This window comes from Arthrobacter sp. LjRoot14 (genome assembly GCF_964253905.1).
In the GTDB taxonomy this organism is placed as follows: domain Bacteria; phylum Actinomycetota; class Actinomycetes; order Actinomycetales; family Micrococcaceae; genus Arthrobacter.
The window spans coordinates 761,475-784,914 of the sequence record NZ_CAXURL020000001.1; the positions used below are offsets into that span (position 1 = coordinate 761,475).

The 23,440-nt window shown below is 66.2% G+C and carries 18 protein-coding genes and 1 tRNA gene; 13 read left to right on the forward strand and 6 right to left on the reverse strand.

From position 1 onward, the window contains the following. The first annotated feature begins 8 nt into the window (after positions 1 to 8). Complete coding sequence (locus ACSQ12_RS03635; RefSeq protein ID WP_436064371.1) at positions 9 to 1,991, forward strand: FAD/NAD(P)-binding protein; 1,983 nt, start codon at positions 9 to 11, stop codon at positions 1,989 to 1,991. Positions 1,992 to 2,162: 171 nt separating this feature from the next. Further along, positions 2,163 to 3,359 (forward strand): IS30 family transposase, encoded by a 1,197-nt coding sequence (locus ACSQ12_RS03640; RefSeq protein ID WP_436064372.1) that lies wholly within the window; start codon positions 2,163 to 2,165, stop codon positions 3,357 to 3,359. A 159-nt stretch (positions 3,360 to 3,518) separates the two neighbouring features. Here the strand turns inward: ACSQ12_RS03640 and ACSQ12_RS03645 are convergent, their stop codons facing one another. The 3 genes from ACSQ12_RS03645 to ACSQ12_RS03655 all read right to left on the reverse strand — a co-directional run bounded on the left by ACSQ12_RS03645 (position 3,519) and on the right by ACSQ12_RS03655 (position 9,540). Continuing rightward, positions 3,519 to 8,096, reverse strand: coding sequence for an ExeM/NucH family extracellular endonuclease (locus ACSQ12_RS03645; RefSeq protein ID WP_436064373.1), 4,578 nt, complete (start codon positions 8,094 to 8,096; stop codon positions 3,519 to 3,521). Positions 8,097 to 8,459: 363 nt separating this feature from the next. Then, entirely contained in the window at positions 8,460 to 9,281 is an 822-nt protein-coding gene (locus ACSQ12_RS03650) for a VOC family protein (protein ID WP_436064374.1), read from the reverse strand. A 171-nt stretch (positions 9,282 to 9,452) separates the two neighbouring features. Then, positions 9,453 to 9,540: transfer RNA gene (locus ACSQ12_RS03655), tRNA-Ser, on the reverse strand. A 123-nt stretch (positions 9,541 to 9,663) separates the two neighbouring features. Here ACSQ12_RS03655 and ACSQ12_RS03660 point away from each other — a divergent pair. From ACSQ12_RS03660 to ACSQ12_RS03690, 7 genes are all read left to right on the forward strand, one after another. Next, positions 9,664 to 10,647 carry an NAD(P)H-quinone oxidoreductase gene (locus ACSQ12_RS03660; RefSeq protein WP_436064375.1) on the forward strand — a complete coding sequence of 328 codons (984 nt, stop codon included), beginning with the start codon at positions 9,664 to 9,666 and terminating at the stop codon, positions 10,645 to 10,647. 135 nt (positions 10,648 to 10,782) lie between these two features. Continuing rightward, positions 10,783 to 11,322, forward strand: coding sequence for a PadR family transcriptional regulator (locus tag ACSQ12_RS03665; RefSeq protein WP_436064376.1), 540 nt, complete (start codon positions 10,783 to 10,785; stop codon positions 11,320 to 11,322). 151 nt (positions 11,323 to 11,473) lie between these two features. Further along, the gene (locus ACSQ12_RS03670) at positions 11,474 to 13,774 is read left to right on the forward strand and encodes a carbon starvation CstA family protein (RefSeq protein ID WP_436064377.1); all 2,301 of its coding nucleotides are present in this window, start codon (positions 11,474 to 11,476) and stop codon (positions 13,772 to 13,774) included. Positions 13,775 to 13,787: 13 nt separating this feature from the next. Next, positions 13,788 to 13,979: a YbdD/YjiX family protein gene (locus ACSQ12_RS03675; RefSeq protein ID WP_436064378.1), complete on the forward strand. Its 192-nt coding sequence runs from the start codon at positions 13,788 to 13,790 to the stop codon at positions 13,977 to 13,979. A gap of 151 nt (positions 13,980 to 14,130) precedes the next feature. Beyond that, the gene (locus tag ACSQ12_RS03680; RefSeq protein WP_436064379.1) at positions 14,131 to 14,754 is read left to right on the forward strand and encodes a bacterial proteasome activator family protein; all 624 of its coding nucleotides are present in this window, start codon (positions 14,131 to 14,133) and stop codon (positions 14,752 to 14,754) included. A 7-nt stretch (positions 14,755 to 14,761) separates the two neighbouring features. Beyond that, the gene (locus tag ACSQ12_RS03685; protein ID WP_436064380.1) at positions 14,762 to 15,217 is read left to right on the forward strand and encodes a hypothetical protein; all 456 of its coding nucleotides are present in this window, start codon (positions 14,762 to 14,764) and stop codon (positions 15,215 to 15,217) included. 118 nt (positions 15,218 to 15,335) lie between these two features. Then, the gene (locus tag ACSQ12_RS03690; RefSeq protein WP_436064381.1) at positions 15,336 to 16,181 is read left to right on the forward strand and encodes an aldo/keto reductase; all 846 of its coding nucleotides are present in this window, start codon (positions 15,336 to 15,338) and stop codon (positions 16,179 to 16,181) included. Between the two features lie 119 nt (positions 16,182 to 16,300). Here ACSQ12_RS03690 and ACSQ12_RS03695 read toward each other — a convergent pair whose 3' ends face one another. Together ACSQ12_RS03695 and ACSQ12_RS03700 are read right to left on the reverse strand one after the other, a co-directional pair. Next, entirely contained in the window at positions 16,301 to 16,537 is a 237-nt protein-coding gene (locus ACSQ12_RS03695; RefSeq protein WP_209748708.1) for a hypothetical protein, read from the reverse strand. 39 nt (positions 16,538 to 16,576) lie between these two features. Further along, positions 16,577 to 17,539 carry a hypothetical protein gene (locus ACSQ12_RS03700; protein ID WP_436064382.1) on the reverse strand — a complete coding sequence of 321 codons (963 nt, stop codon included), beginning with the start codon at positions 17,537 to 17,539 and terminating at the stop codon, positions 16,577 to 16,579. 85 nt (positions 17,540 to 17,624) lie between these two features. On the opposite strand from ACSQ12_RS03700, the gene ACSQ12_RS03705 reads away from it, so the two are divergent. Together ACSQ12_RS03705 and ACSQ12_RS03710 are read left to right on the forward strand one after the other, a co-directional pair. Continuing rightward, positions 17,625 to 18,119, forward strand: a complete 495-nt coding sequence (locus ACSQ12_RS03705) for a hypothetical protein (RefSeq protein WP_436064383.1) — start codon at positions 17,625 to 17,627, stop codon at positions 18,117 to 18,119. Positions 18,120 to 18,200: 81 nt separating this feature from the next. Continuing rightward, positions 18,201 to 21,056, forward strand: a complete 2,856-nt coding sequence (locus ACSQ12_RS03710; RefSeq protein WP_436064384.1) for a cation-translocating P-type ATPase — start codon at positions 18,201 to 18,203, stop codon at positions 21,054 to 21,056. Here ACSQ12_RS03710 and ACSQ12_RS03715 read toward each other — a convergent pair. After that, a complete protein-coding gene (locus ACSQ12_RS03715; RefSeq protein ID WP_436064385.1) occupies positions 20,994 to 22,229 on the reverse strand; it encodes an MFS transporter in 1,236 nt (411 codons plus the stop codon). The genes ACSQ12_RS03710 and ACSQ12_RS03715 overlap by 63 nt on opposite strands. Before the next feature lie 168 nt (positions 22,230 to 22,397). Here ACSQ12_RS03715 and ACSQ12_RS03720 point away from each other — a divergent pair, with 168 nt between their 5' ends. Then, positions 22,398 to 22,805 (forward strand): hypothetical protein, encoded by a 408-nt coding sequence (locus ACSQ12_RS03720; RefSeq protein ID WP_436064386.1) that lies wholly within the window; start codon positions 22,398 to 22,400, stop codon positions 22,803 to 22,805. Between the two features lie 104 nt (positions 22,806 to 22,909). After that, positions 22,910 to 23,383 (forward strand): hypothetical protein, encoded by a 474-nt coding sequence (locus ACSQ12_RS03725; protein ID WP_436064387.1) that lies wholly within the window; start codon positions 22,910 to 22,912, stop codon positions 23,381 to 23,383. Positions 23,384 to 23,440: the final 57 nt, after the last annotated feature.

A 23,440-nucleotide genomic window follows, 5' to 3' on the forward strand; every position in this document is an offset into this window, starting at 1 on the left:
TGGAGGGCGTGGGCACATCGCAAATCATCCGGACGGTACTAATAGGGGCCGGACCCCGCGGCACCAGTGTCCTGGAGCGGCTCCTGGCCAACTGGCGGCTCGGGAACCCCTCCGCTTCCGGACCCGACGGCGTTGCGGGCCTCCACATTGACGTAGTGGATCCCTACCCGGCTGGGCCGGGCCACGTGTGGCAGCCCGGCCAGTCCCGGCTGTACCTGATGAACACCCAGTCGTTCTATCCCACGGTCATTCCCGAAGACCCTGAACTGGCTGCACCGGTGGCCGGCTGCACCTTCGACCAGTGGCGGGAAGCCCGGCAGGACAGTCCGGACGCATCGCTGACCGAGGACGAGCAGGCAGAACTTTCCGCCCTTGGGTCCCGGGATTTCCCGAGCCGTGCGCTCTACGGGCGTTACCTCAGCTCCACGTTGGACGAGCTGCTCTCGCACCTGCCGCAGGGCGTCACCGTGCAGTTCCACCGCACTACCGCCACTTCCGTCCGGCATGCCGGGAACGGAATGTTCGACGTCGAACTTGGGGACGGCGGGCCGCTCACCGCCGGTTCCGTGGTGCTTGCCCTGGGTCACCTGGAGTCCCGGCTCAACGCCGAACAGCGCGAACTGCAGGCGGGTGCCGGCCAGCTGGGACTCCTGTACTTGCCGCCGGCGGTGCCCGCCGACGTCGACTGGTCCGTGGTGCCGGCCGGCGAACCGGTGCTGGTCCGGGGCATGGGCCTGAACTTTTTTGACGTCATGGGCCAGCTGACCGAGGGCCGCGGCGGGAAGTTCGTGGCAACGGAGGGCGACGGCACTGCGTTACCGGGGCAGGGGAGGGCCGGGCTGGAGTACATCCCGTCCGGTGACGAGCCGCTGATCATTGCGGCGTCCCGGCGCGGGACCCCGTACCGCGCCAAGGCCAATCTGGCGGGGTATTACCCGTCCGGAGTGACGCTGCGGTACTGCACCGAAGCCGCCGTCGGACGGTTCGCTGCAGCCGGAATCACCCCCGGCTTCGACCACGACCTCTGGCCCCTCCTGCAGCGCGACGCGCTCTGGGCCTATTACTCCACGCTGGTGCGGACCCGTCCGGACGCCGTCACCGAGCCGGACGCGTTCCTGGCCCTGCTCCAGGAGACGATGCGTCCCCACGCCCACAGCGTTTCCCACTGGGAAGCCGAAGCGGACGCCCTGGTCGCCAAGCACGTGGCGCCGGACCAGCGCCTGAACCTGCCGGGCCTGGCGGCGCCCCTGGCCGGCCGCAGCTTCGCCTCTCAAGCGGAAGTGGATGCCGCCGTCGTCGACTACCTGCTCGACGACGCCCGACGCTCGGCGCTGGGGGAGGACGACCCCGTGAAGATGGCCATCGGGGCGCTGCACCACGGTAGGGCGGTGCTGAAAACGGCGGTGGCCGACGGCGGCATCACCGACGAGTCCTGGGTCGCCGGGCTGCGGGGCTGGTTTGAGTCGTTCGTCGAGGGACTGGCCAGCGGCCCCCCGGCCATCCGGGCGGAGCAGCTTGCGGCGCTTGCCCGGGCCGGAGTGGTGAGTTTCGTGGGACCGGACCCAAAGTTTTCGCTGGACCGCGCCGCCGGCACGTTCAGTGCTGCCTCGCCGTGGGTCAAGGACGGAAAGGTCCGCGCCCGCGCCATGATCGAGGCCCTTGCTCCCTCCAACAGGGTTTCGGTCAATGTGTCGCCGGTGCTGGAGCAGCTCCTGGCCGACGGCCTGGTGCGGCCCCGGCTGATGATGACGGCGGAGGGGGCTCCGGTGGAGACTTCAGGCCTGGACGTCAGCCCCCACCCCTACCGGCCCGTGGGCGCCAACGGATCCGTCACCGAAGGGCTGTATGTCCTGGGCCTGCAGCTGTCCGCAGCGCAGTGGGGCACGGCCATCGGTGCGGAGGCGCGGCCTCAGACGGGGCCGGTGTATCGCAGCGGCCAGCGGACGCTCCGCGACGCCGACGAAATAGCCCGCCACATCCTCGGCCTCTGAACCGTCCTCGGACCAACGCCCCGCCCCGCCCCGGGACGCTCTCTCACTTCCTGCCGCTGAACTCCCGACGCTCTCTCACTTCCTTCAACGCAGTGAGAGAGGGTCGCGGGAGGACCGGCAGGAAGTGAGAGAGGGTCGCGGGCAGGCTCAAGGGGTCGTTGCAACACCTGAGTGATTGGTGTTGTTGTGGGACGTTTTGGTCGGCCTGAGGTGTTGTGTGAGGTGGTGCGGGCGTTCTGGACCGCACGGTCGTCCGGTTTGTCTGATGAGGTGGCGGCAGGTGTTGCGGGGCTTTCGGCGACGGCGGCCGGCAAGATCGTCCGTCAGCATGGTGGGGTGGATCCTTCGAAGAAGCCCCCTTGCGGGCGGTACTTGTCCTTCGATGAGCGCGAGTTGATCGCTGTGTGGCGGGCGGCAGGGTGCGGTGTGCGGGAAATCGGCCGGCGTTTGGGCCGGAACCCGTCCACGGTCAGCCGGGAGTTGGGCAGGAACATCCGTAACGAGGGCAAGCGCCCGTATCTTGCGTCCTCGGCTCAGAACCGGGCTCAGAAGCTGGCCCGCCGGCCAAAGGCCCGGAAACTGGCCGTCAATGAGGCGCTGGCGCTCTACGTTGGCGGGATGCTGACCTGCCGGGAACGGTTGTCCCCGGAACAGATCAGTGCCCGGCTGCCGATCGATTTCCCCGATGATGAAAGCATGCGCATCAGCCACGAGACGATCTATCAGTGCATCTACATCCAGGGCCGCGGCGGGCTGAGAGCCGAGCTTGCCACGGCCCTGCGCACCGGCCGTGCGGTTCGGCAACCGAACCGGCGCGCGGGGACACGAAGGCCTCGGGTCCCGAAGGAGCTGCTGATCAGCGAACGCCCCGCGGAAGCCGATGACCGGGCAGTGCCCGGGCACTGGGAGGGCGATTTGATCATCGGAACTCCCGGCACCGGGGCGATCGGAACGCTCGTGGAACGCCGGAGCCGCTTCGTGATGCTCCTGCACCTGCCGAACGGACACACCGGCGAGCAGGTGTTGGCCGCCATTGAGGAAAACCTGCCCACCCTTCCGGCCCAGTTACGCCGGTCCCTGACCTGGGACCAAGGCGCTGAGATGGTCGGCATCCACGACCGCGTCAGGATCGCCACCGGTGCAGATGTCTATTTCTGCGACCCCCATTCACCCTGGCAACGCGGCACGAACGAGAACACCAACGGACTCCTGCGACAGTACTTCCCCAAAGGAATGGACCTCACCACCGTCACCCGCGCAGACCTCGACTACGCCGCGGCAGGACTCAACGGGCGCCTGCGCAAAACCCTCGGCTGGAAAACACCCGCACAAGCCCTCGAGCAAATAATGGAAGAATCAGCAGCCTAGGACGTGTTGCAACGACCACTTGAATCCGCCGCGGGAGGACCGGCAGGAAGTGAGAGAGGGTCGCAGGGAAACGAAACATGCCCCGCCTCCGGAGCCGGGAACCGCAAGGGTTCCCAGGCCCGGCGACGGGGCATGTTCATTCTGTGTCAGGCTGCGAAACTAGCCCTTCAGGCAGTTCTGGTACTGGAGCCAGGCCAGGCCGTACTTGATCCAGCCCGCAAAGTCGTACCACTTGGTGGGTGCTACAGGTGCCGTGCAGACCGGCGGTACCGGGCCGCTGTCGGCGACTTGGACTGAGGCCTTGACCACGGTCCCGGACTCAGCAGCGGTGAGCAGCAGGGTGCCGGTGCCGGCAGCCGCGCCGGCCGGGACCTTCACGTCCACTGCCGCGGCTCCGCCGGACACCGGGATGGTGCCGAGCTGTGTCACGGTGCCGGCGGCGTCCGTAAAGGAGGCCGTCAGCGACGTGTTGACCGGGCTGCCCAGGGAGGTGAGGTCCAGCTTGGAAACCGCCAGCGTGATGGAGTCCCCGGCCTTGACCTCGGCGGCCGTGGTGTTCACGACAGCCACGGTACGGCGGGCAAAGTCCGGCGATACCGGGTTGTGCTCCTGCAGGTATTTGATCCAGGCATCCCGGTCCACCAGGCCCGAGTCCTTGGTGCCGGCACCTTCCTTGAAGATCCGGAAGTTGTCGCCGCCGGTTGCCAGGAAGCTGAAGGTGCCGATCCGGTAGGACTTGGCCGGGTCGATCAGCGAGCCGTCAACCCGGATGGACGTGACGCGGTCCCCTGCGGCGCGTGCAGCGTCGTAGGTGTAGTTGACATTCTTGGACAGCCCGAGCTGCTGGTAGGCGCGGCTCGGGACGGTGCCGTCCGGGTTGGTCTGCCACTGCTGTTCCAGGAGCGTCTTGAACTGTGCCCCGGTCAGGGACGTGGTCCAGAGGTTGTTCACGAACGGCAGGACGGCGTTCGCCTCCGCGTAGGTGATGGTTCCGTCCGGCGCGTAGTACAGCTCGTTGCGCAGGCCGCCGGGGTTTACGACGCCGATTTCGGCGGCGCCGAGGTCCGGTGCCTTGAGGGCGTCCACGAGCGAGTCCGCCACCAGGTTGCCGAGGGTGGATTCGCTGGCGCGGTCGTCGCGGGACGCCGGGCTGGTGGCCGTGGCGGGCGTGAAGGCGGTGGTGATATCAGCGGTGACCTTGCCGACCGGCTGGTTGCCGATCACGGCGGCATCGGTGATTGCCTTGTCAACGATCGCCTTGACGGCTGCCACCCGCGGGTACTTGGCCACGAGGTCAGCGGCCGTCTCGGTGGTGGTGGGAACAGTGCGCTTGACGTTGCCGGCCTGGTATCCGGTCACCTGCATGGTGGCGGTGTCGACTGTCAGCTGGATCTGGCCGATGAACTCGCCGTAGCTGCCGGTCTGGACGATGGGGCGTGTCTTACCGGTCGGCTGTCCGTTGGCATCGAGCACCGGAGCGTCCCAGGCGTACTGCTTGTGGGTGTGGCCGGTGAAGATGGCGTCCACCTCGGGAGACGTTTCGTTGACCAGCTTGGCGAAAGGACCGCCGGCAGCGACTTCCTGCTCCACAGTGGAGCCGTCAGGGGTGCCGGATCCGGCGCCGTCGTGATCTTCCACGATGATGACGTCAGCGAGCTTTTCGGCGGTGATCTTGGCGGCAACGCGGTTGATCGCGTCCACCGGATCGCCGAACTCAAGGTCGGTGATGCCCACCGGGGTGACCAGCGAAGGAACTTCCTGGGTGACAGTGCCGATCACCGCCACCTTGACGCCGTTCAACTCCAACACCGTGTATTCAGGCAGTGCCGGCTCCGTGGTGCCCTTCTTGTATACGTTGGCACCGAGGTAGGGGAACTTCGCGTTTGTCCCGCCGGCGATGACGCGGTCGCGGAGGTCCGCCCAGCCGCCGTCGAACTCGTGGTTGCCCACGGCGGACGTCCGCAGCTCCAAGGCGTTCAGCACGTCGATGGTGGGCTGGTCCTTGGCGACGGCGGACGCAAACAGCGAGGCACCGATGTTGTCGCCTGCGGACAGGAAGGCCGTGGCGCCGGGAGCGGCGGCCTCGCGGAGCTTTTCGATGGTGGCGGCAAACAGGACCGTGTTGGAGTCGATGCGTCCGTGGAAGTCGTTGATGCCCAGGAAGTTCAGGTCAACGCTCGGCGGCAGGACCGGTGCGGCCGGCAGATCAAGGCCCACCACCACGGGATCGTGGTCGCTGGCCCGGAACTGGTCCGGCGCATAGTAGTTGGTCACATTGTTGTTATACCGGCTGTACTCCAGCGCCACGGACTCCACGGAGTTGATGTTCCAGATGTCGGCACCGGTGACCACCGAGTTCGCACCCGGCGTGGCGAGGACGTGGTCCAGGGAACCCACCAGGCCGCCGAACAGGTAGGAGTGCTTGGCTGACCCGTCGGCATTCCGGGCTTTTTCGTCCTGGTTGATGTAGCCGGCGGCCGTGAGGACGTTGATGGGGTCTTCCTTGGCGTAGGCGTTGAAGTCGCCCATCAGGAAGACCTTGTCCGTGCCCTTCGAAGCCTGGAGGTCGTTGGAGAAAGCAAGGAGCGACTTGGCCTGTTCGGTGCGGGCAAGGTTCGAGGCGCCCTGGCCCTTGTCGGTGTCTTCAGGAGTTGCGGCCGAGCCCTTGGACTTGAAGTGGCTGGCAATGGCGATGAACTTCTTGTCATCGGACGCGCCGACCGGCTTGAACACCTGGGCCAGCGGCTTGCGGGCACTGGCGAAAGCCACGGTGTCGTTGTGGATGATGGATTCGCCCACCGGTTCCGCGGCTGGCTTTTTGTAGATGAATGCGGTGCGGATCATGTCCTCGTCAGCCAGCGGGGGAGCGTTGGCGGGCGTGCGGACGTAGTCCCAGATCCCCGGGGCGGGAATGTTCAGGGCGTCCACCAGCTTGGCCAGGGCGTCGTCCCGGTCCTTGCCGAACTGGGCCGAATTCTCAACCTCCATCAGGGATACGACGTCGGCGCCGGACTTGCCGATGGCCGCCACGATCTTGTCCTGCTGGCGCTTGAGGTTCTCGGCGTTGGCTGCACCGCGGGCGTCGCAGCCGCCGCGGACGGTGATGGGGTTGCCGTCGCGGTCGGTGTAGAACGTGCAGCCGGCCAGCATGTCACCGGTGGTGGGGAAGTAGTTCAGCACGTTGAAGGAGGCAATCTTCAGGGTGCCTCCGACGGCGGCGGGAGCTTCGGCACGGGTGGCGCCGAAGGTTGCCGGCTGGATGATGCCTGCGTTTTCCGGCGTCAGGTGGGTCAGCGGCTGGAACTTCCAGGAGTTGTTGGCGTAGCTGAGCACCACGTCGGTCTGGAACGTCACGGGAGACCCGACGCGGACGGGATCCGCGGTGGTGAGGTACGGCAGGACCTGCGCCTTGGTGGCGGCATCCTTTAGGAAATTGGTGGTGGCGCCGTCGTCGAGCTTGATGCCGCGGGCGGCGTTGGCCGCCACGGTTGCCGTGTATTCGGCGGAACCGTAAGGGGCGACGGCGGTGGGCTGCTCCAGCGGAGTGGTCCCGCCGGCCAGGCCGATTTCGCCGTACTGGTTCAGGGAGTAGTTGTCGGTGACCGTCACAGGTCCCTGCGGTGTCAGCAGCATGCCTTCGAGGGACTCGCGGAAGGCCTCGGCCGCCGGGAGGGCGAAACCGGTGGACTTCACCTCCGGAGCGGCCTCGTCGAGCTTCTTCAGGCCGGCGGCATCCGCCACGTTCACCTGGGTCATCCCGTAGAACTCGGCCACGGCCCCGGTGATTTCGACGTAGTCGCCGATCGCGACGGAGCCTACCGTTGCGGGCGAGTAGACGAAGATGGCGTCCGACGCCGTGTGATTGGCCGGCGTCAGGTCGCCGCCGGTTCCGGGGGTCTGGAGGTAGAAACCAGCGAAGCCGCCGGTGGGGAAGGCCGCAGTGACCTTGCCGCGGGTGGTGACGGAGGTGCCGACGAACGGGCTGGCCGCGCCGGATCCTTGGATTTCCGCGATGGTCCTGGCGGCGGGTGCCGGCGGGGGATCCACCGGATCGGGATCAACCGGATCCGCGCTGCCCCCGGCTGGGGTCGGGGTGATGGCGGCGCTGAGCGTGAAGTCGGCGGAGTTGTTGTTGGTGTCCAGGCCGGCGCTGCGGTTCAGGCTCTTGACGTCAGTGTTGCTTCCGGGTGCGGTAGCGGCCTTGGTCTCGAACGTGTTGGAGGTGCCGTAGCCCAGCAGGTCCGCGACGTTGGCAGGCTCGATTACCGAGCCGACGGCCAGCGGGTTCAGGGTGGTGGACTGCTTGGCCAGGACGATTGTGCCGCCCGCGCCCGCCGGGTTGAATCCGGTGGCGGTCACGTCTGCGGCGGGAAGATCCAGGCCGACGGTGCCGTTGCTGCCGCCCTTGAGCAGGTAGTACCCCTTGGCCGCAATGGTGCCGGCGAGGGGCGCCGTGCTGCTCGGCGCGGCCGTGCCCGTGCCGGAGCGGTACTGCAGGGACCAGCCGTCCAGGGTTACCGGCGCGTCAGAGGCGTTGTACAGCTCTACGAATTTGTTCTTGTAGGCTGCTCCGGCGCTTCCGCCGCTGAGGTAAGCCTCGTTGATGACGACGGGGGAGGTGCCTGCAGCGGCCGGTGAGACCTCCACTGCAAACGCCGGGACGGAAGCCAGAGGAGCTGCGATGAGCCCCGCTGACAACGCCGTGCCCAGCGCAATTTTCCATGGTGTGCGTTTCATCCGCTCTAACTCTCATTAGGGTGCCCCGGGTAAAGGGCTCGGTGGAATGTGTCCGGCGTTGTGGCGCGGACAAAGGGCCCGGACTTTACTCCTGGTCAAGTAGTTTCCGGCACAGCAAAACAGAGTCGAATGAACGTGCAGTAGATTCAGCGTGCATTCTGCGAGACGTCCCCCAGCGAAACGTTCACTGCCGGCCACGGGGCGGCATGGGCCCGGTGCCGGCAACAGTGTTTTTGGTTTTGTGCGTATGCCGGCCCACCCCATGTGCCGGACATGCCAAAAGAATACCGGCCAGTAGCTCCGATGGAAGCCGCTGGCCGGTATTTTTTAGATCAATTTACTTAAATGAAATGCGGTGACGTTTCAGGCCCCGGTGGTATCTCCTGATTCGGCCGGATCGCCCGCTCCCTGCCCGGTGTCAGCCACGATCTTGAACATCGCCCCGGTGGGGTCGGCAAGGGTTGCCAGCCGGCCGAACGGGGTGTCGTCCGGCCCGTCGATCACCTGAGCACCGAGGCTGAGGGCTTTGTCGATCGAGGCGTCGGCGTCCTCGACGGCGAAGTAGACCTGCCAGTTGGACGGGACTTCGGCCGGAAGGTACGAGGAGGCGTCCATGATGCCCGCCTTCGCCGCGTTGCCCGCCCCGAGGGTGGTGTAACGGAACTCGGGAGTGTCGCTCATGACGTCGGTGTCCCAGCCGAAAACGTCCTCGTAGAACTTGACGGCAACGGGGTAGTCCTTGGTGTGAAGCTCGTGCCACGCCGGTGCGCCTGGTTCGGCGACAAGCTCGTAGCCTGTCATTTCGCGCGGCTGCCAGATGCCGATGGCGGCGCCGGTGGAATCGCCGAAAATTGCCATGACCCCCTGTTCGGGAACGTCCATCGGGGGCATGAAGACCTGGCCGCCGTGCTCGGTGACGGCAGCAGCCGTGGCGGCTGCGTCGTCCGAACGCAGGTAGGTGGACCAGGCATCGGGCATCCCGGCCTGGCTTTCGTCCTTCTGCATGATGCCCGCCACCGACTTGCCGTTCTTCGTGGCGGTGATGTAGCCGCCATACTTCTCCTGGTCGCCGGCCTCGAAGTCCCAGCCGAACAGTCCGCCGTAGAACTGCCGGGCCTTCTCGGTGTCAGACGTCATAAGGTCGATCCAGCAGGGTGCGCCGGGAGTGATGTCAGGGCTGGGCATAGTGGCTCCTGTCGGTTTCCGCGGCAGACGTGGCCGCGGAGAAGGCTTGGTCAGTGAAGACAAAGCAGACACTATTCCGGAGCGCCGACAGTTTCAATGGTCCCGGCCCGAACTTTCCCTTAACGGAAAATGCCCCGGGTCCTGATGCTTCAGGATCCGGGGCATTCTTCGCGGAAGGTAAGAGATTCGAACTCTTGGTACGGGGTTACCGCACACTGGTTTTCAAGACCAGCTCCTTCGGCCGCTCGGACAACCTTCCTTACCGAGTAGTGTTTCATAGGCAGTTGGCTGCGACAAAAACCGTCCGGAGTGTTTGCGGGCAGGCGCTGCCGCTGCACACTATTTTTTGTGGCAGGAAGCAGCTAGGAATCGGGAGTTCACCATGAAGGCCGTCTACGTTAGAGAGGCCGGCGGGCCAGAGGTGCTCGAAGTGCGCGAAGTCCCGGCGCCGGTTCCCGGTCCCGGCGAAGTGCTGATCGACGTCGTCGCCGCAGGCCTCAACCGCGCCGATGTCCAGCAGCGCCGGGGTTTCTACCCGCCGCCGCCCGGGGCGTCGGAGATCCTTGGCCTGGAGGTATCCGGCCGGATAGCGGGCTTCGGCCCCGACGTGACCAAGCCGTTTTCCGTTGGGGACAGGGTGGTGGCGCTGCTGGCAGGCGGGGGCTACGCCCAGCGCGTGGCAGTCCCTGCCGAGCAGGTACTGAGAATTCCCGACGGCGTGGATCTGGTCACCGCGGCCTCCCTCCCCGAAGTGGCGGCCACCGTCTACTCGAATCTGATCATGACGGCGCAGCTGCAGCCGGGTGAGACGGTGCTGATCCACGGCGCCACCGGAGGCATCGGCACCATGGCCATCCAGCTCGCCAAAGCCTTTGGCGCCACAGTAGCCACCACGGCCGGAACTGCGGAGAAGGTTGGCACCGCCAAGGCCTTCCTCGGGGCGGACATCGCCATCAATTACACCGAAGAGGACTTTCCCGAGGCCCTCCGCGCACAAAACGGCGGACACGGTGCCGACGTCATCCTGGACGTGGTGGGTGCCAAGTATCTCCGGCAGAACGTTGATGCGCTGGCGGACTACGGCCGGCTGATCGTGATCGGGCTCCAGGGCGGCACCAAAGCGGAACTGGACCTCGGGAAGCTCCTGACCAAGCGGGCCGCCATCATCGGCACGGCCCTGCGTCCGCGTCCGGTGGCGGAGAAGGGCGTGATTATGAATGCCGTCCGGGAAGCCGTGTGGCCGCTCCTTGCCGACGGGCGCATCCGGCCTCTGGTTGCCAAGACCTTCCCGCTGGACCAGGTGCGCGCAGCCCACGAATACTTCGACTCCGGCGACCACGTGGGGAAGGTTCTGCTGGTCATGTAGCCGGACATTCGGGCCCGCGAATGGATACCCGGTATTGCCTTGGCGGCTAAATAACGCTAATGTAATTCCATACGCGGTATGCACGCGTCTTGGGGGCGCGTGTATGCCGTCGTCTTTGCGACATCAGGGGGCAGCATGTCCATTCGCCATAGTCTCCTCGCCCTGCTCCAGGACAAACCCCGTTACGGGTACCAGTTGAGGGTTGAGTTCGAGGACCGCACCGGCTCCGCCTGGCCGCTGAACATCGGGCAGGTCTACACCACGCTGGACCGTCTGGAACGGGACGGGCTGGTCAGGAACGATGGCGGCGACGGCGAGGGCCATGTCATCTACAGCATCACGGACGCAGGCCGGACCGAAGTCACGGGCTGGTTCCAGGCTCCCGTTGGCCGCGGCAACCCTCCCAGGAACGAACTCGCCATCAAGCTCGCCCTCGCCGTGACCATTCCCGGCGTGGACGTCGCAGCTGTCATCCAGGCCCAGCGCGGCGCGTCCATGAAGGCCCTGCAGGACTACACCAAGTCCCGTCGGGACGCTTCAGCCAACCAGCGCCGGGCGGACACCGCCTGGCTGCTCGTCCTGGATTCGCTGATCTTCCAGACCGAAGCCGAAGTCCGGTGGCTGGACCTTTGCGAAGCGCGGATGGCGCAACTCAATTCCCCGTCCAACCCGTAGCTGGACCGCCCTTTCGTGCCACTCAACGCTGCCGTCCGACCGTTCGGCGAGGCGCGCAGTGCACTCCGTCCTAAAGCAGTATCCGTGCGTCCCCGGCATTGGTATGGTGCGAAGGGGATATCTAATCAGCTGGGGTTCTCGAGGAGGAGACATGGGCAAAATGCCGGATGGCAAGGCGCGGACAGCATTATCGGAGGACGCGCTGGTGCCTGATCCAAAGCTTCCGCCAACATCGGTGGACGAGGCGGTCCTCGAGGCGGAAGAGCGCAAGTGGACACCCGCGAAGATCGCGATCTGGGCCGCCATCGCGCTGCTTGGCGGCGTTGCCTGGTTCATGCTGGCCATCATCCGCGGCGAAACAGTCAACGCAATCTGGTTTGTGTTCGCGTCTGTCTGTACGTACCTGATCGGATACCGCTTCTACTCCAAGGTGATTGAACGGTACATCACCAAGCCCAATGACCGCCGGGCCACACCCGCGGAGTACAAAGCTGACGGCAAGGACTACGTCCGCACGGACCGCAACGTCCTGTTCGGCCACCACTTTGCCGCCATCGCCGGCGCCGGGCCGCTGGTTGGCCCTGTACTTGCGGCCCAGATGGGCTACCTGCCGGGCACCCTCTGGATCATCATCGGCGTCGTACTGGCCGGAGCGGTGCAGGACTACCTCGTGCTGTTCTTCTCCATGCGCCGCGGAGGCCGCTCGCTGGGCCAGATGGCCCGCGAGGAACTTGGGGTGATTGGGGGCACGGCAGCCCTCATCGCCACCCTGCTGATCATGGTGATCATCGTGGCCATCCTGGCCCTCGTCGTCGTGAATGCACTGGCCGAAAGCCCCTGGGGTGTCTTCTCCGTCGGCATGACAATCCCCATCGCCCTCTTTATGGGCGTTTACCTTCGCTTTCTTCGGCCCGGCAAGGTCCTGGAAGTGTCGCTGATCGGCTTCGTGCTGCTGATGGCTGCCATCATCGGCGGCGGCGCCGTGGCCGGAACCGAGTGGGGCGCAGCGTTCTTCACTCTGGACAAGGTCACCATCGCGTGGGGCCTGGTTGTTTACGGCTTCATCGCCGCCATCCTCCCGGTGTGGCTCCTGCTGGCCCCCCGGGATTACCTCTCCACGTTCATGAAGATCGGCGTGATCGTCATGCTGGCGCTGGCCATCATCGTGGTCCGCCCCGAAATCACTGTTCCGGCGTTCAGCGAATTCGCGAGCCGGGAGAACGGGCCCGTGTTCCCCGGGGCGCTCTTCCCGTTCCTGTTCGTCACGATCGCCTGCGGCGCGCTATCCGGGTTCCACGCCCTGATCGCCTCCGGCACCACCCCGAAGCTGATCGAAAAAGAACGCCAGGCGCGCATGATCGGCTACGGCGGCATGCTGATGGAGTCCTTCGTGGCCATCATGGCCCTCGTCGCAGCCATCTCCATCGACCGCGGGCTGTACTTCGCCATGAACTCCCCGGCGGCCCTAACCGGGGGCACGGTGCAAACGGCCGCCACCTGGGTCAACAGCCTGGGCCTTGCCGGTGTGAACCTCACCCCGGACCTCCTGGCCGAGACCGCCAGGAACGTCGGCGAGGAAAGCATCGTGTCGCGCACGGGCGGTGCACCAACGCTTGCTGTGGGCCTGGCCCACATCATGCAGCAGTTCATCGGCGGCACGGCGATGATGGCGTTCTGGTACCACTTCGCCATCATGTTCGAGGCGCTGTTCATCCTGACCGCCGTGGACGCCGGCACCCGCGTGGCCCGCTTTATGCTGCAGGACTCCATCGGCAACTTCATTCCCAAGTTCAAGGAACACTCGTGGCGGCCGGGAGCCTGGCTCTGCACGGCCATCATGGTGGGCGCCTGGGGTGCGGTGCTGCTGATGGGCGTCACTGACCCGCTGGGCGGCATCAATACGCTGTTCCCGCTGTTCGGCATCGCCAACCAGCTGCTCGCGGCCATCGCACTGAGTGTCTGCATGGCCATCGCCGCCAGGCGGGCCTCGTTCAAGTACCTCTGGATCGTGGCACTTCCGCTTGCTTTTGCAGCGGTCGTCACCATCACCGCCAGCTTCCAGAAGATCTTCTCTACTGTTCCGGCCGTGGGTTACTTCGCCAACAACGCGGCGTTCGCCAAGGCACTGGCTGACGGCAAGAAGGAATTCGGCACGGCCAAGACCGTCGCAGCCATGGAAGCCGTGGTGCGCAACACCATGATCCAGGGCTGGCTGTCGGTGATCTTCGTGGTGCTGAGCATCATCGTCATCGTTACGGCGGTCGTGGCAACCGCAAAGGCGTTCCGCAACGCACGGGACGGCGTCGCCCACACGGACCACGAGGACCCGGCCGTGCCTTCCCGGACGTATGCTCCAGCGGGATTCATACCCACGGCGGCCGAGCGGGAGCTCGTGGGCGAATGGAACAAACTTCCCGCCGAGCTGCGTCTCGAAAAGTCCGCACACCACTGATGGGAAGCCGGTCATGAACGCGATCCTCGAAGGGTTCCGGGGCTTCGCCCGGTACTTCGGCGGAGTGATGGGTGCGGACGCCTATGCGAAGTACCTTGAGCACCACGCGGACTCGGGACATGGCGAAGCGCCCATGACCGAGCGGGAGTTCTGGCGGGACCGCACGGACCGCCAGGACAGCAATCCCCAGGGCCGCTGCTGTTGAAGGGCCGCTAAGCACACGTGCGCCGGGGGCGCCGCCGGACCGTTAAGGTCCGACGGCGCCCCCGGCCTTTCCGGGGCACTCCCGGTTCCGTTCGGGTCAACTGGGTTCATTGACTGGCGCCTGCACTGGCGGCTCGTGAGAGTATGAACCCATGAGCGATCCGAACGACACTCAGCCTGCTGTTGAGGACCCCGTAGAGGGCACCACTCTCGACGACGCGGCCGCGTCCGGTCCGGCGTCGAACCTTGAAACCGGAGCCCGGCCCCAGGGGAGCAACCTCCAGGACCTGGTGGACGAGCCCGCCAAGGTGATGCGGATCGGCACCATGATCAAGCAGCTGCTGGATGAAGTGAAGTCGGCGCCCTTGGACGAGGCCGCGCGCGGGCGCCTCGCAGCGATCCACGAACGCTCCATCAAGGAACTCGAGGACGGGCTGGCCCCGGAACTCGTCGCAGAGCTGGAACGGATCAGCCTGCCGTTTCCGGAACAGGCCACGCCGTCCGATGCCGAACTGCGCATCGCCCAGGCCCAGCTCGTCGGCTGGTTGGAGGGGCTGTTCCACGGCATCCAGACCGCCATCGCCGCCCAGCACGCCGCCCGCGAACACGCTGTGGCGCAGAGGCAGCTGCGCCAGCTGCCGCCGGGCACGGTGATCGCTCCCGGCGTCGTGATCGGCGAGGACGGCGAGCCGCAGCGTGCCCGGGCACCTCATCCCGCCGGGGAACGGGCAGGAGCGCCGGAGGACCCGGACCACGGTCCCGGCCAGTACCTCTAGGTTCCGCGTGGCATTTTTCGCAGCCGCCCGCCAGGGGCGCAAAGACGACGCCGAGCTCGGCAAAGGGCTGTGGCGCCGCGCCCACGACCGTTTCCTTCGCGGGCTTGACCGGTTCCATCAGGTCCTGGAAGGCGTCGAGGACGACCAGCTGTATGCCGAGCTGGTGGAGATCGCCAACGACCTTTCCGCCCTCTCGGTCCGGGTCCGGCAGGTCTGCGTCGAAGCCCAGCGGCGTTCGCCCAGCGAGGGGCTGGACATACCGGGGGCTTTGGCGGGCGTGCACCGATCGCTCTCCAAAGCAGGCAACTCGCTCGCCACCACGGCTGAGGCCGCGGCGATGCTCCGCCTCGCCGTCGGTCCCGTCCCGGTAGGTGCAGCCTCGGTCCGCCGCCGGGCAGAGTCGGTCTTTGAACAGATCGCCGACGCCGAGCGGCGCCTCGCCGAGCAGCGGCCGGAATCGTAGGGGACAAGGGAAGATCAGTTCCGCGAGCTGCAGTCGGACCGGCTATTCCCGTTTAAGCGCCTAGCTTAGCCAGCCGTTTTTGCTGGCCGGACGGTGCTGCGGTTGGCAGTATGAACTAATGACTTTTTCTCCTGAACTGACTTTCAACGACGGCAACACCATTCCCCAGCTTGGCTACGGAGTGTGGCAGGTCGAAGACGACGTAGCGGAAAAGGTAGTGGTCCAGGCTTTCGAAGCCGGGTTCCGCCACATCGACACCGCCAAGATCTACGGCAACGAAGCGGGCGTGGGGCGCGCCATTGAGCGCTCCGGGCTGAAGCCGGAGGACATTTTCATCACCACCAAGCTGTGGAATGCCGACCAGGGGTATGAGTCCACCCTTGCTGCCTTTGAGGCGTCCATGGAACGCCTGGGCCTCGAAACCCTGGACCTGTACCTGATCCACTGGCAGCAGCCGCAGCAGGACAAGTACGTGGACACCTGGAAGGCGCTGATCGAGCTGCAGAAGCGCGGCCGAGTGAAGTCCATCGGCGTTTCCAACTTCACCACCGAGGGACTCCAGCGGATCATCGATGAGACCGGCGTTGTCCCGGCCATCAACCAGGTTGAGCTGCACCCGTTCTTCAACCAGGCCGAACTGCGCGAATTCAACGCGTCCAAGGGCATCCTCACCCAGGCATGGTCGCCGCTGGGCCAGGGCGGCGAGCTCTTGGAGCACCCGGCCATCGCCGAGATCGCGGCCAAGCACAATGCCACGCCGGCCCAGGTGGTCATTGCCTGGCACCTGGCCATCGGCAACGTGGTGATTCCGAAGTCCGTCACGGAGTCCCGGATCCGCGAGAACTATGCTGCCCTGGACGTCACTTTGGACGAGGCAGACATCCAGGCCATCAACGGGCTGGACCGGACTGCTGAAGGCGCAGGTCGCATCGGCCCGGACCCCGCCGTTTCCGACTTCGCCTAGGCAGCTGCGCTTCGCCTAAGCAGCTGCAGCGCCAGATAGCTTAGCGCAGGCGCACAAGCAGCAAGGGTTCCTGATCAGGAGGCCCCGCACTCACACAGTGCGGGGCCTCCTGCGTTGACTTAGGCTGCCAGCCGTCCCTGCTCCGCCGGAACGGCATCGATCACTGCCCAGCCGTCCTCGTCGGAGACGTTCCGGCTGGCAAACCGCTCTGCTTCCGGCAGGGTGTCGAACGCTTCCGTACGGATCAAGCCGCAGTCGGCATCAAAGTAGGTGACGTGGAATTCGCGGTGCCCCGCGGCGTCGCCGCCGAGGTGCCCCGGAGTGGCTGCCTGGCTGGTGCTGAGGTTCTTGTCCATGAATCCAGTGTGCAACCGGCCTCTGACAGAAAAGGCCACTCAGTCCGGCGTGTTGCGAAGCCGGAGCACCCTCTCCCGGGCGAGAACCTCCGCGCGCTGCTCCTTTTCCGCGGCGCGGACTGCCAGTTGCATCCGGGCGGCAGCGGCAGCCTGCTGTTTCCTTGCAAGGTCGAATTGCTCGTCCACCTTCTTGAGGCGCTCGCGAAGGCTGCGCGCTTCTTCGCCGAGACGTGTCATTGCCTGGGCGGCCTCCTCGAATTCCGATGTGCGGTCCCGGGCTTCCTCTGCCGCCGACCGGGCAGCCTCTTCAGCTTCGGCCAGGCGCGCCGCGGCGCGTTCGACCGCCGACGGCGTGGGAGCCGGGCGCTTCGTCCCCACCGCCTTCAACCGCGGTTTTTCAGCGGAAGCTGCCGCCGGGATGCTGTCCGGCGGAGCGGCCTCCACGGACAGGCCGGCATCCGACGGCGGCTCTGCGGGCAGCGCGGGGCCGCCCGGGGCCGCCATTGCCTCCCGGAGATCCACCCGGTCCACGCCGTCCGCCGACAGCACCCTGAGCAGGCGGCCGCTCCGCACGGCTGCCGCGGCACCCTCGTCAACAGTGGCAGCCCGCAACGTCGCTTCGGCCTCCGCTGCGACGGCGGCGCTCACTTTGCGGCCCTGCTGTTCCGCCACCTCACGCAGCGTTCCCATCACGCGGCTGAGGAGCTGGCGACGCTCCTGCGAGAGCGTGCGGAGTGCGCCGGCGTCGAGGTCTTCCTGGGCCCTGCGCATGGCGGCTCCCAGCTCTGCGAGCTCGCGCAGCGAGTCCGGGCGGTGCACAGCGAGCATGTTCACCGCCCAGGCGGCCGCGGACGGCTTGGGCAGTGCGCGGACAGCCTCGGCAAGGTCACGCCCGCCGTCCGCAGCAGCAGTCTTCGCCGCCGCTGTCCGGGCCGCCACGAATCCCTCGAGGGGAAGCCGGTAGAGTGCGGAGGCAATTTCCACGAATTGTTGCTCTCCCATGCGAGCATCATAGGGGTCCGGTGCTGGCGTCAGCGTGTCAGCCCATCGAACCACCGGGTATCAACGTCGTCGTGGAGGAACTCGAATGATCGAAATTGCCGGGCTGCCCGCCCATATCCTACTCATCCACGGCGTCGTGGTCCTGGCTCCGCTCGCCGGGCTGGCGGCCATCGTGTACGCCGCGTGGCGCGCCGCGCGCCGGCATCTGGCGTGGCCGCTGGGGGTGCTGTCCCTGGGACTGGTCCCGTTGACGCTGCTCACCGCGCAGGCAGGTGAGCAGTTGGAAAAGACCAGGCCGGCCTCGCGCCTCCTCCACGAACACGTTGAACAAGGCGACCTCCTGAAGTATCTTGCCGTGGCCTTCTTTGTGGTGGTCGCGATGACGCTGGCGGTCACCTACGAACCTTTTGCCCGGCGGCTTGACCTCCTGGGGGCCCGGGGTTTCATGGGCCGGCTGCGGAGCAACCGCGCAGTGCGGATTGCCCTGCTGGCCGCCGGAGCGGTTGCGGGAGCGGTGTTGATCTACCAGAGCATCATCACCGGCCACTCCGGGGCCGCATCGGTGTGGGCAGGCCGCTAAGTCGAATTAGGGTGGGGGCCCTTGGCCCCTTGCGCCGCCCCGGACGGTGGGCAAGTGTGGGGGCATGTGGGTGACAGCGGCATGACGGATGCTCCCCGCCAGGCGGTATCCCACGATGCCGGCCCCTGGCACATCCGCGATGCCGTCGAGGCGGTGGCCGCTTATGGCGTTGACCCTGGTACCGGCCTCGCCTCTGACGAAGCCGCACGCCGGCTGGCGCGCGACGGTCCCAACGAACTCGAGTCCGCGCCGCCGCAACCGTGGTGGCGACGGGTCCTGTCCCAGTTCCAGGATCCGCTGATCTACCTGTTGCTGGCAGCCATCGCAATTTCAGTCGTGGCCTGGGCAGTGGAAGGCGCCCGCGGCGTTCCGGTCGATGCCCTCGTGATCAGTGCAGTGGTCCTTTTCAATGCGGTACTGGGCTACGTCCAGGAGAACAAAGCCGAGAACGCCGTGGCTGCCCTGAAGGTCATGACCGCGGCCAACTCCACCGTCCTGCGCGACGGTGAGCTGAAGACGGTGCCCTCAGCCGGACTCGTCCACGGCGACATCCTTGCACTGAGTGAAGGCGACGCCGTGGGCGCGGATGCCCGCCTGCTCACCGCCACGTCGTTACGTGTCAGCGAAGCCTCGCTGACGGGAGAAAGCGAACCGGTCTTCAAGGACCCGGCCACCTTGACCGGCAGTGTCCCGCTGGGGGACCGGTTGAACATGGTCTTCAAAGGCACGGCCGTCGCCCAGGGTGTAGGCCGCGCAGTGGTGACCGGAACGGGCATGGATTCAGAGGTCGGCGCCATCGCCGGCATGCTGGAACGGACGGTCGCCGAGCCCACGCCGCTCCAAAAGGAAATTGCGGGAGTGAGCCGGCTGCTGGGCATTACGGTGATCGTCATCGCCGTCGTCGTCATGGCCACCGTGGTCGCGGTTAACGGAATTGCCTCACTGGGCGATCTGGTGACCGTCCTGCTCCTCGGCGTATCGCTGGCCGTTGCGGCTGTCCCGGAGGGGCTGCCCGCCATCCTTTCCGTAGTGCTGGCGTTGGGCGTCCAGCGCATGGCCCGCCACAACGCCGTCGTCAAGCAACTGCACTCGGTGGAGACTCTCGGCTCTGCGACGGTGATCGCCTCGGACAAGACGGGCACACTGACCAGGAACGAGATGACGGTGGGCCGGATTGTCACGGCCTCGGGCGAGGTGGAACTGACGGGGGTCGGGTACCGGCCCGAAGGCGGTGCCCGCCAGGACGGCCGCGACGAAATTGATCCGGCTGTGCTCCTTGAAGCGGGGCTGGTCCTTGCCGGGGGCACCTTCGCGAACAACGCACAGCTGAGGGAGCACGACGGCGAGTGGGAGATCCAGGGGGACCCCACCGAAGCTGCCTTCCTCGTTGCGGCCCGCAAGCTGGAAGGGGTTACCGAGCGCGTCGGCGAATACGAACGCCACGGCGAGGTGCCGTTTACCTCGGAGCGGAAGCTGATGTCCGCGGTAGCCCACCACAAGGAGCTGGGCACCCTGTCCCTCATCACCAAAGGTGCCCCTGACGTGCTGCTCGGACGCTGCACCGGGCTGCAGGTGGGGGAGCGCATTGTCCCGCTGGACGACAGGCGCCGGGAACAGGCGCTCGCGGCGGTGGATGCCTTGTCCGCACAGGCCTTCCGGACGCTCGGCGTGGCCTATCGCCGGTATGGGGACGAGGACAGGCACGAACTCGAGGTGCTGGACGAAGCTGATGAGAGCACCCTCGTCTACCTCGGAGTGGTGGGCATCATCGACCCTCCCCGGGCTGAGGCCGCCGCTGCGGTGGCCGCCGCCCAGCACGCCGGGATCCGGGTGCTGATGATCACCGGAGACCACCCGCTCAGTGCGGCGCGGATTGCCGGTGACCTGGGGATAGCGCATGCGGGCGAGCGGGCTGTCACCGGGGCGGAGCTTGATGGGCTGGACGAGGAAGGGCTGCGCGCCGTCACGGCTTCCGCCTCGGTTTACGCGCGGGTGGCCCCGCAGAACAAACTGCAGATCATTGATGCCCTCCAGGCGCAGGGCAACGTTGTGGCCATGACGGGGGACGGGGTCAACGATGCGCCGGCGCTGAAGTCTGCGGACATTGGCATTGCGATGGGCATCGCCGGGACCGAGGTGACCAAGGAAGCGTCCAAGATGATCCTGGCCGATGACAACTTCGCCACCATTGTCTCGGCCGTCCGCCAGGGCCGCATCATATTCGAGAACATCGAAAAATTCCTGCGCTACCTCCTGTCCTCCAACATGGGCGAGGTGTTCACAGTGTTCCTCGGCGTCGTTTTTGCCGGGGCGCTGGGGCTGGCCGGCGCCCCCGGAGAAGCCCTTGCGCTGCCCCTGCTCGCCACCCAGATCCTCTGGATCAACCTGGTGACGGACTCCGGGCCGGCGCTCGCCATGGGTGTGGACCCTGAGATCGACGACGTCATGGCCCGAAGACCCCGTCAGGGCACGGAGCGCATCATCGGGCGTCGGATGTGGTCCGGAATCCTGTCGGTGGGCCTAGTCATGGGGCTTGCGTCCCTGCTCAGCATTGACATCTTCCTGCCGGGCGGACTGGTGGAAGGCGATGATTCCCTGCAGGTGGCGCGTACCGCCGGGTTCACCACCCTGGTGTTCGCCCAGCTGTTCAATGCGTTCAATTCCCGTTCCGAGACCTCCAGCGCCTTTCACCGCCTGTTCGTCAACAAGTGGCTGTGGGGTGCGGTCGCAGTGGCCGTTGTTCTCCAGGTCGCCGTGGTTCAGGTGCCGTTTCTGCAGAGGGCCTTCGGGACGGAGTCCATGGATGCCCGCCAATGGGGAATGTGCGTTCTGCTGGCGTCCGCGGTGCTGGCTTTTGGTGAACTCCGGAAGCTGTCATTCAGGCTCCGGGCCCGGCTGCGCACCGGGGCCCGGCTCCGCACCGGGGCGGCGGCGTGACCGGACGACTGTGGCTACCAGCAGAACCATCGCCACTGCCTGCAGGGCCGCCACGGCGGCAATGAGCGCAGGACGGGAGCCGTACAGCGCGCCGTACAAGGCTCCGCCGGCGAGTGCGCCGCCTCCTTCGAAGGCGGCGAAGATTCCATAGGCCGTCCCTTGCCTGGCAGGCGCCACCAGATCGGCCACCAGCGCCTTGACGGTTGAGTCCTGGATGCCCGTGGCGACGCCCCACACGAGGATCCCGGCCAGCACCGGCCCCATGGTGGCGGAGAACGCCAGCGCCGGGATCACAGCGACCAGGGCCGGCAGGACCAGGAGCACGGCACCCCCGGCGCGGTCGTAGCCGTATCCGCTGGCGAGGGCTCCCAGCGCCGCCGCCGCCATGGCAGCCGCGTAAACCAGCGGGACCGCGGAAACAGGGACATCAACCGCAGCCGTCAGATGGAATGCGATGACACCGAAGGCCACCAGGCCCGCACTCCAGAAGAAGGCGGAGAGGGCGAAGAGGAGGAACACGCTGGAAAGGCGTTCCGCCGGTTTGTCAGCATGTCCCCGGGCGCCCGGGGTGTCAGGCGCCTCCGGTACTTCGTGCTCCGCCGCTCGCTGCGGTTCTGATACACGGCTCCGCAGCCGGAACAGGAGGGCCATGGCAAAGGCCCCGGGAACAGCCAGGACCGCAAAGGCCGGCCACAGAGATCCGGTGGCAGCGATGACCGCGGAGGCGATCAGGGGCCCTGCAAACGCGCCGGCAAGGTCCAGTGACTTGTGGACGGCGAAACCTCGCCCACGCCCGATCGGCACGGCAACGGAGGCAAGCAGGACAGTCTTCGCAGGGCTGCGCACGGCCTTGCCGACGCGGTCGCCAATGATCAGGACGGATGCCAACACCAGCCCCGCTGCACCCGCAACGGGGGTAACAGCGAGCAAGGGAACACACAGGACGGTCAGCGCATAACCCGCAATCGTGAAAGTCCAATATTTGCCGGTGCGGTCCGCCCATGGGCCGAAGATCAGCCGGAGCCCCTGGGCTGCGGCTTCGGCGGCGCCGGTGACCAGTCCAACCACTAAAGCGGAGGCACCGAGCTGGGCCAGCAGGGGACCGGCGAGGGGACGTGCGCCGTCGGACACTGCATCGACGGCCAGGCTGACCAGACCGAATCCAAGCACCATTCTCCACGGCGAGCCCGGCAGCGCCCGGCGGCCTGGAGCAGCCTGGCCAGAAGGATGCGGTTTCACAGCTCAAGGGTTTCGGACGGCCGGCAGGAACACAATAGCTCCTGCTTTTCGCCGGTCGCTTTTGCCGGCCGCCGTGGACCGACCAGCGGATAAGATCACAGGGTGACGAACTCACCGAGTGGCGAACGCTACGTTGTCCGCCGGTGGTGGAGGAGCCGGGCGTTGCCGTGGGCGGCGTTGGTCGGAGTCTCCATCATCATGACGGGCATTTCCCTGGAACGGACAATGTTGTTCGCCTACGAGCCGGTACCCGAGTTTGTAGAGCGGCTGCGAGTCGGCAGGCTGTTCATGCTCGCAGGATCGGCCGCCTCCATTGCCGCGGCCGTCTGGTCCCAGATCCGGCAGTATCCGCTCTGGGTAACGCTCTGCGTTGCGGCACCGGTGGCGCTGGTGGGCCTGGCCACGATGATCACCACGCCGCCGTCGTTGATGCCGCAGATCTTTGGCCTGTTCGCCCTCCCGGCAGCACTGGCAGGGCTCATCGGAGGGGTCACCTTCAAACCTCGGTGACGAAGCGCCTGCAGCGCACGTGATCCACCCTCGTCTATGGGGAATACTGATCTACGCATGTCTCCTTATGGAGAGCACCGACCTCGGAAGACCCCTGGAGCGTGATGGACACCGAATCAGCACCAACGCGGCCACCCATCAAGGAGCCGCACTTCGGGCCCCGCTTATCCATCGCAGGGATCATCATCGGCATCCTCTGGGTGATCACTTTCAACAGCCACACTCCCCAGGAAGGCAGCGTGTTCACTAACGGAACCGTCGTCGACCAGGAGATTGCCTCCAAGGGCATCTGCTCACCGATCGCCGAGCTGATCGTCGACGGAGTTGCCTACCGGACTCGTCCCGGCCTCGGAGCCGAGCCCTGTGCACACGAAATCGGTGATCCGATCGAGGTCGCGTACCACCCCGACGACATCAGCGGAACCCTTCAGATTCCGTACGATGACAAGGCAACACGGCAAGTGATCGTCATCTCCCTGCCCGGCTGGATTCTTCTGTTGGCCAGCGCAGTCTCGCTTGTCAACAACATCAGGTACCGCCGGAGAGTGCGGTCGGCCCCGGCCTCTAGTTCGACGTGACGGAAGTTACCCCGAGGATTGTTATCACAATGACAATAATGCTGTTAAGGTGATTAT

Bases quoted from the DNA above. Each gene is read 5' to 3' on its own strand.
- ACSQ12_RS03695 (WP_209748708.1), bottom strand. From the start codon at position 16,537: ATGGACAAGAACCTCAGCACCAGCCAGGCAGCCACTCCGGGGCACCTC.
- ACSQ12_RS03710 (WP_436064384.1), top strand. From the start codon at position 18,201: ATGACGGATGCTCCCCGCCAGGCGGTATCCCACGATGCCGGCCCCTGG.
- ACSQ12_RS03675 (WP_436064378.1), top strand. From the start codon at position 13,788: ATGAACGCGATCCTCGAAGGGTTCCGGGGCTTCGCCCGGTACTTCGGC.
- ACSQ12_RS03650 (WP_436064374.1), bottom strand. From the start codon at position 9,281: ATGCCCAGCCCTGACATCACTCCCGGCGCACCCTGCTGGATCGACCTT.
- ACSQ12_RS03645 (WP_436064373.1), bottom strand. From the start codon at position 8,096: ATGAAACGCACACCATGGAAAATTGCGCTGGGCACGGCGTTGTCAGCG.
- ACSQ12_RS03715 (WP_436064385.1), bottom strand. From the start codon at position 22,229: ATGGTGCTTGGATTCGGTCTGGTCAGCCTGGCCGTCGATGCAGTGTCC.
- ACSQ12_RS03670 (WP_436064377.1), top strand. From the start codon at position 11,474: ATGGGCAAAATGCCGGATGGCAAGGCGCGGACAGCATTATCGGAGGAC.
- ACSQ12_RS03705 (WP_436064383.1), top strand. From the start codon at position 17,625: ATGATCGAAATTGCCGGGCTGCCCGCCCATATCCTACTCATCCACGGC.
- ACSQ12_RS03690 (WP_436064381.1), top strand. From the start codon at position 15,336: ATGACTTTTTCTCCTGAACTGACTTTCAACGACGGCAACACCATTCCC.
- ACSQ12_RS03725 (WP_436064387.1), top strand. From the start codon at position 22,910: ATGGACACCGAATCAGCACCAACGCGGCCACCCATCAAGGAGCCGCAC.
- ACSQ12_RS03680 (WP_436064379.1), top strand. From the start codon at position 14,131: ATGAGCGATCCGAACGACACTCAGCCTGCTGTTGAGGACCCCGTAGAG.
- ACSQ12_RS03700 (WP_436064382.1), bottom strand. From the start codon at position 17,539: ATGGGAGAGCAACAATTCGTGGAAATTGCCTCCGCACTCTACCGGCTT.
- ACSQ12_RS03660 (WP_436064375.1), top strand. From the start codon at position 9,664: ATGAAGGCCGTCTACGTTAGAGAGGCCGGCGGGCCAGAGGTGCTCGAA.
- ACSQ12_RS03665 (WP_436064376.1), top strand. From the start codon at position 10,783: ATGTCCATTCGCCATAGTCTCCTCGCCCTGCTCCAGGACAAACCCCGT.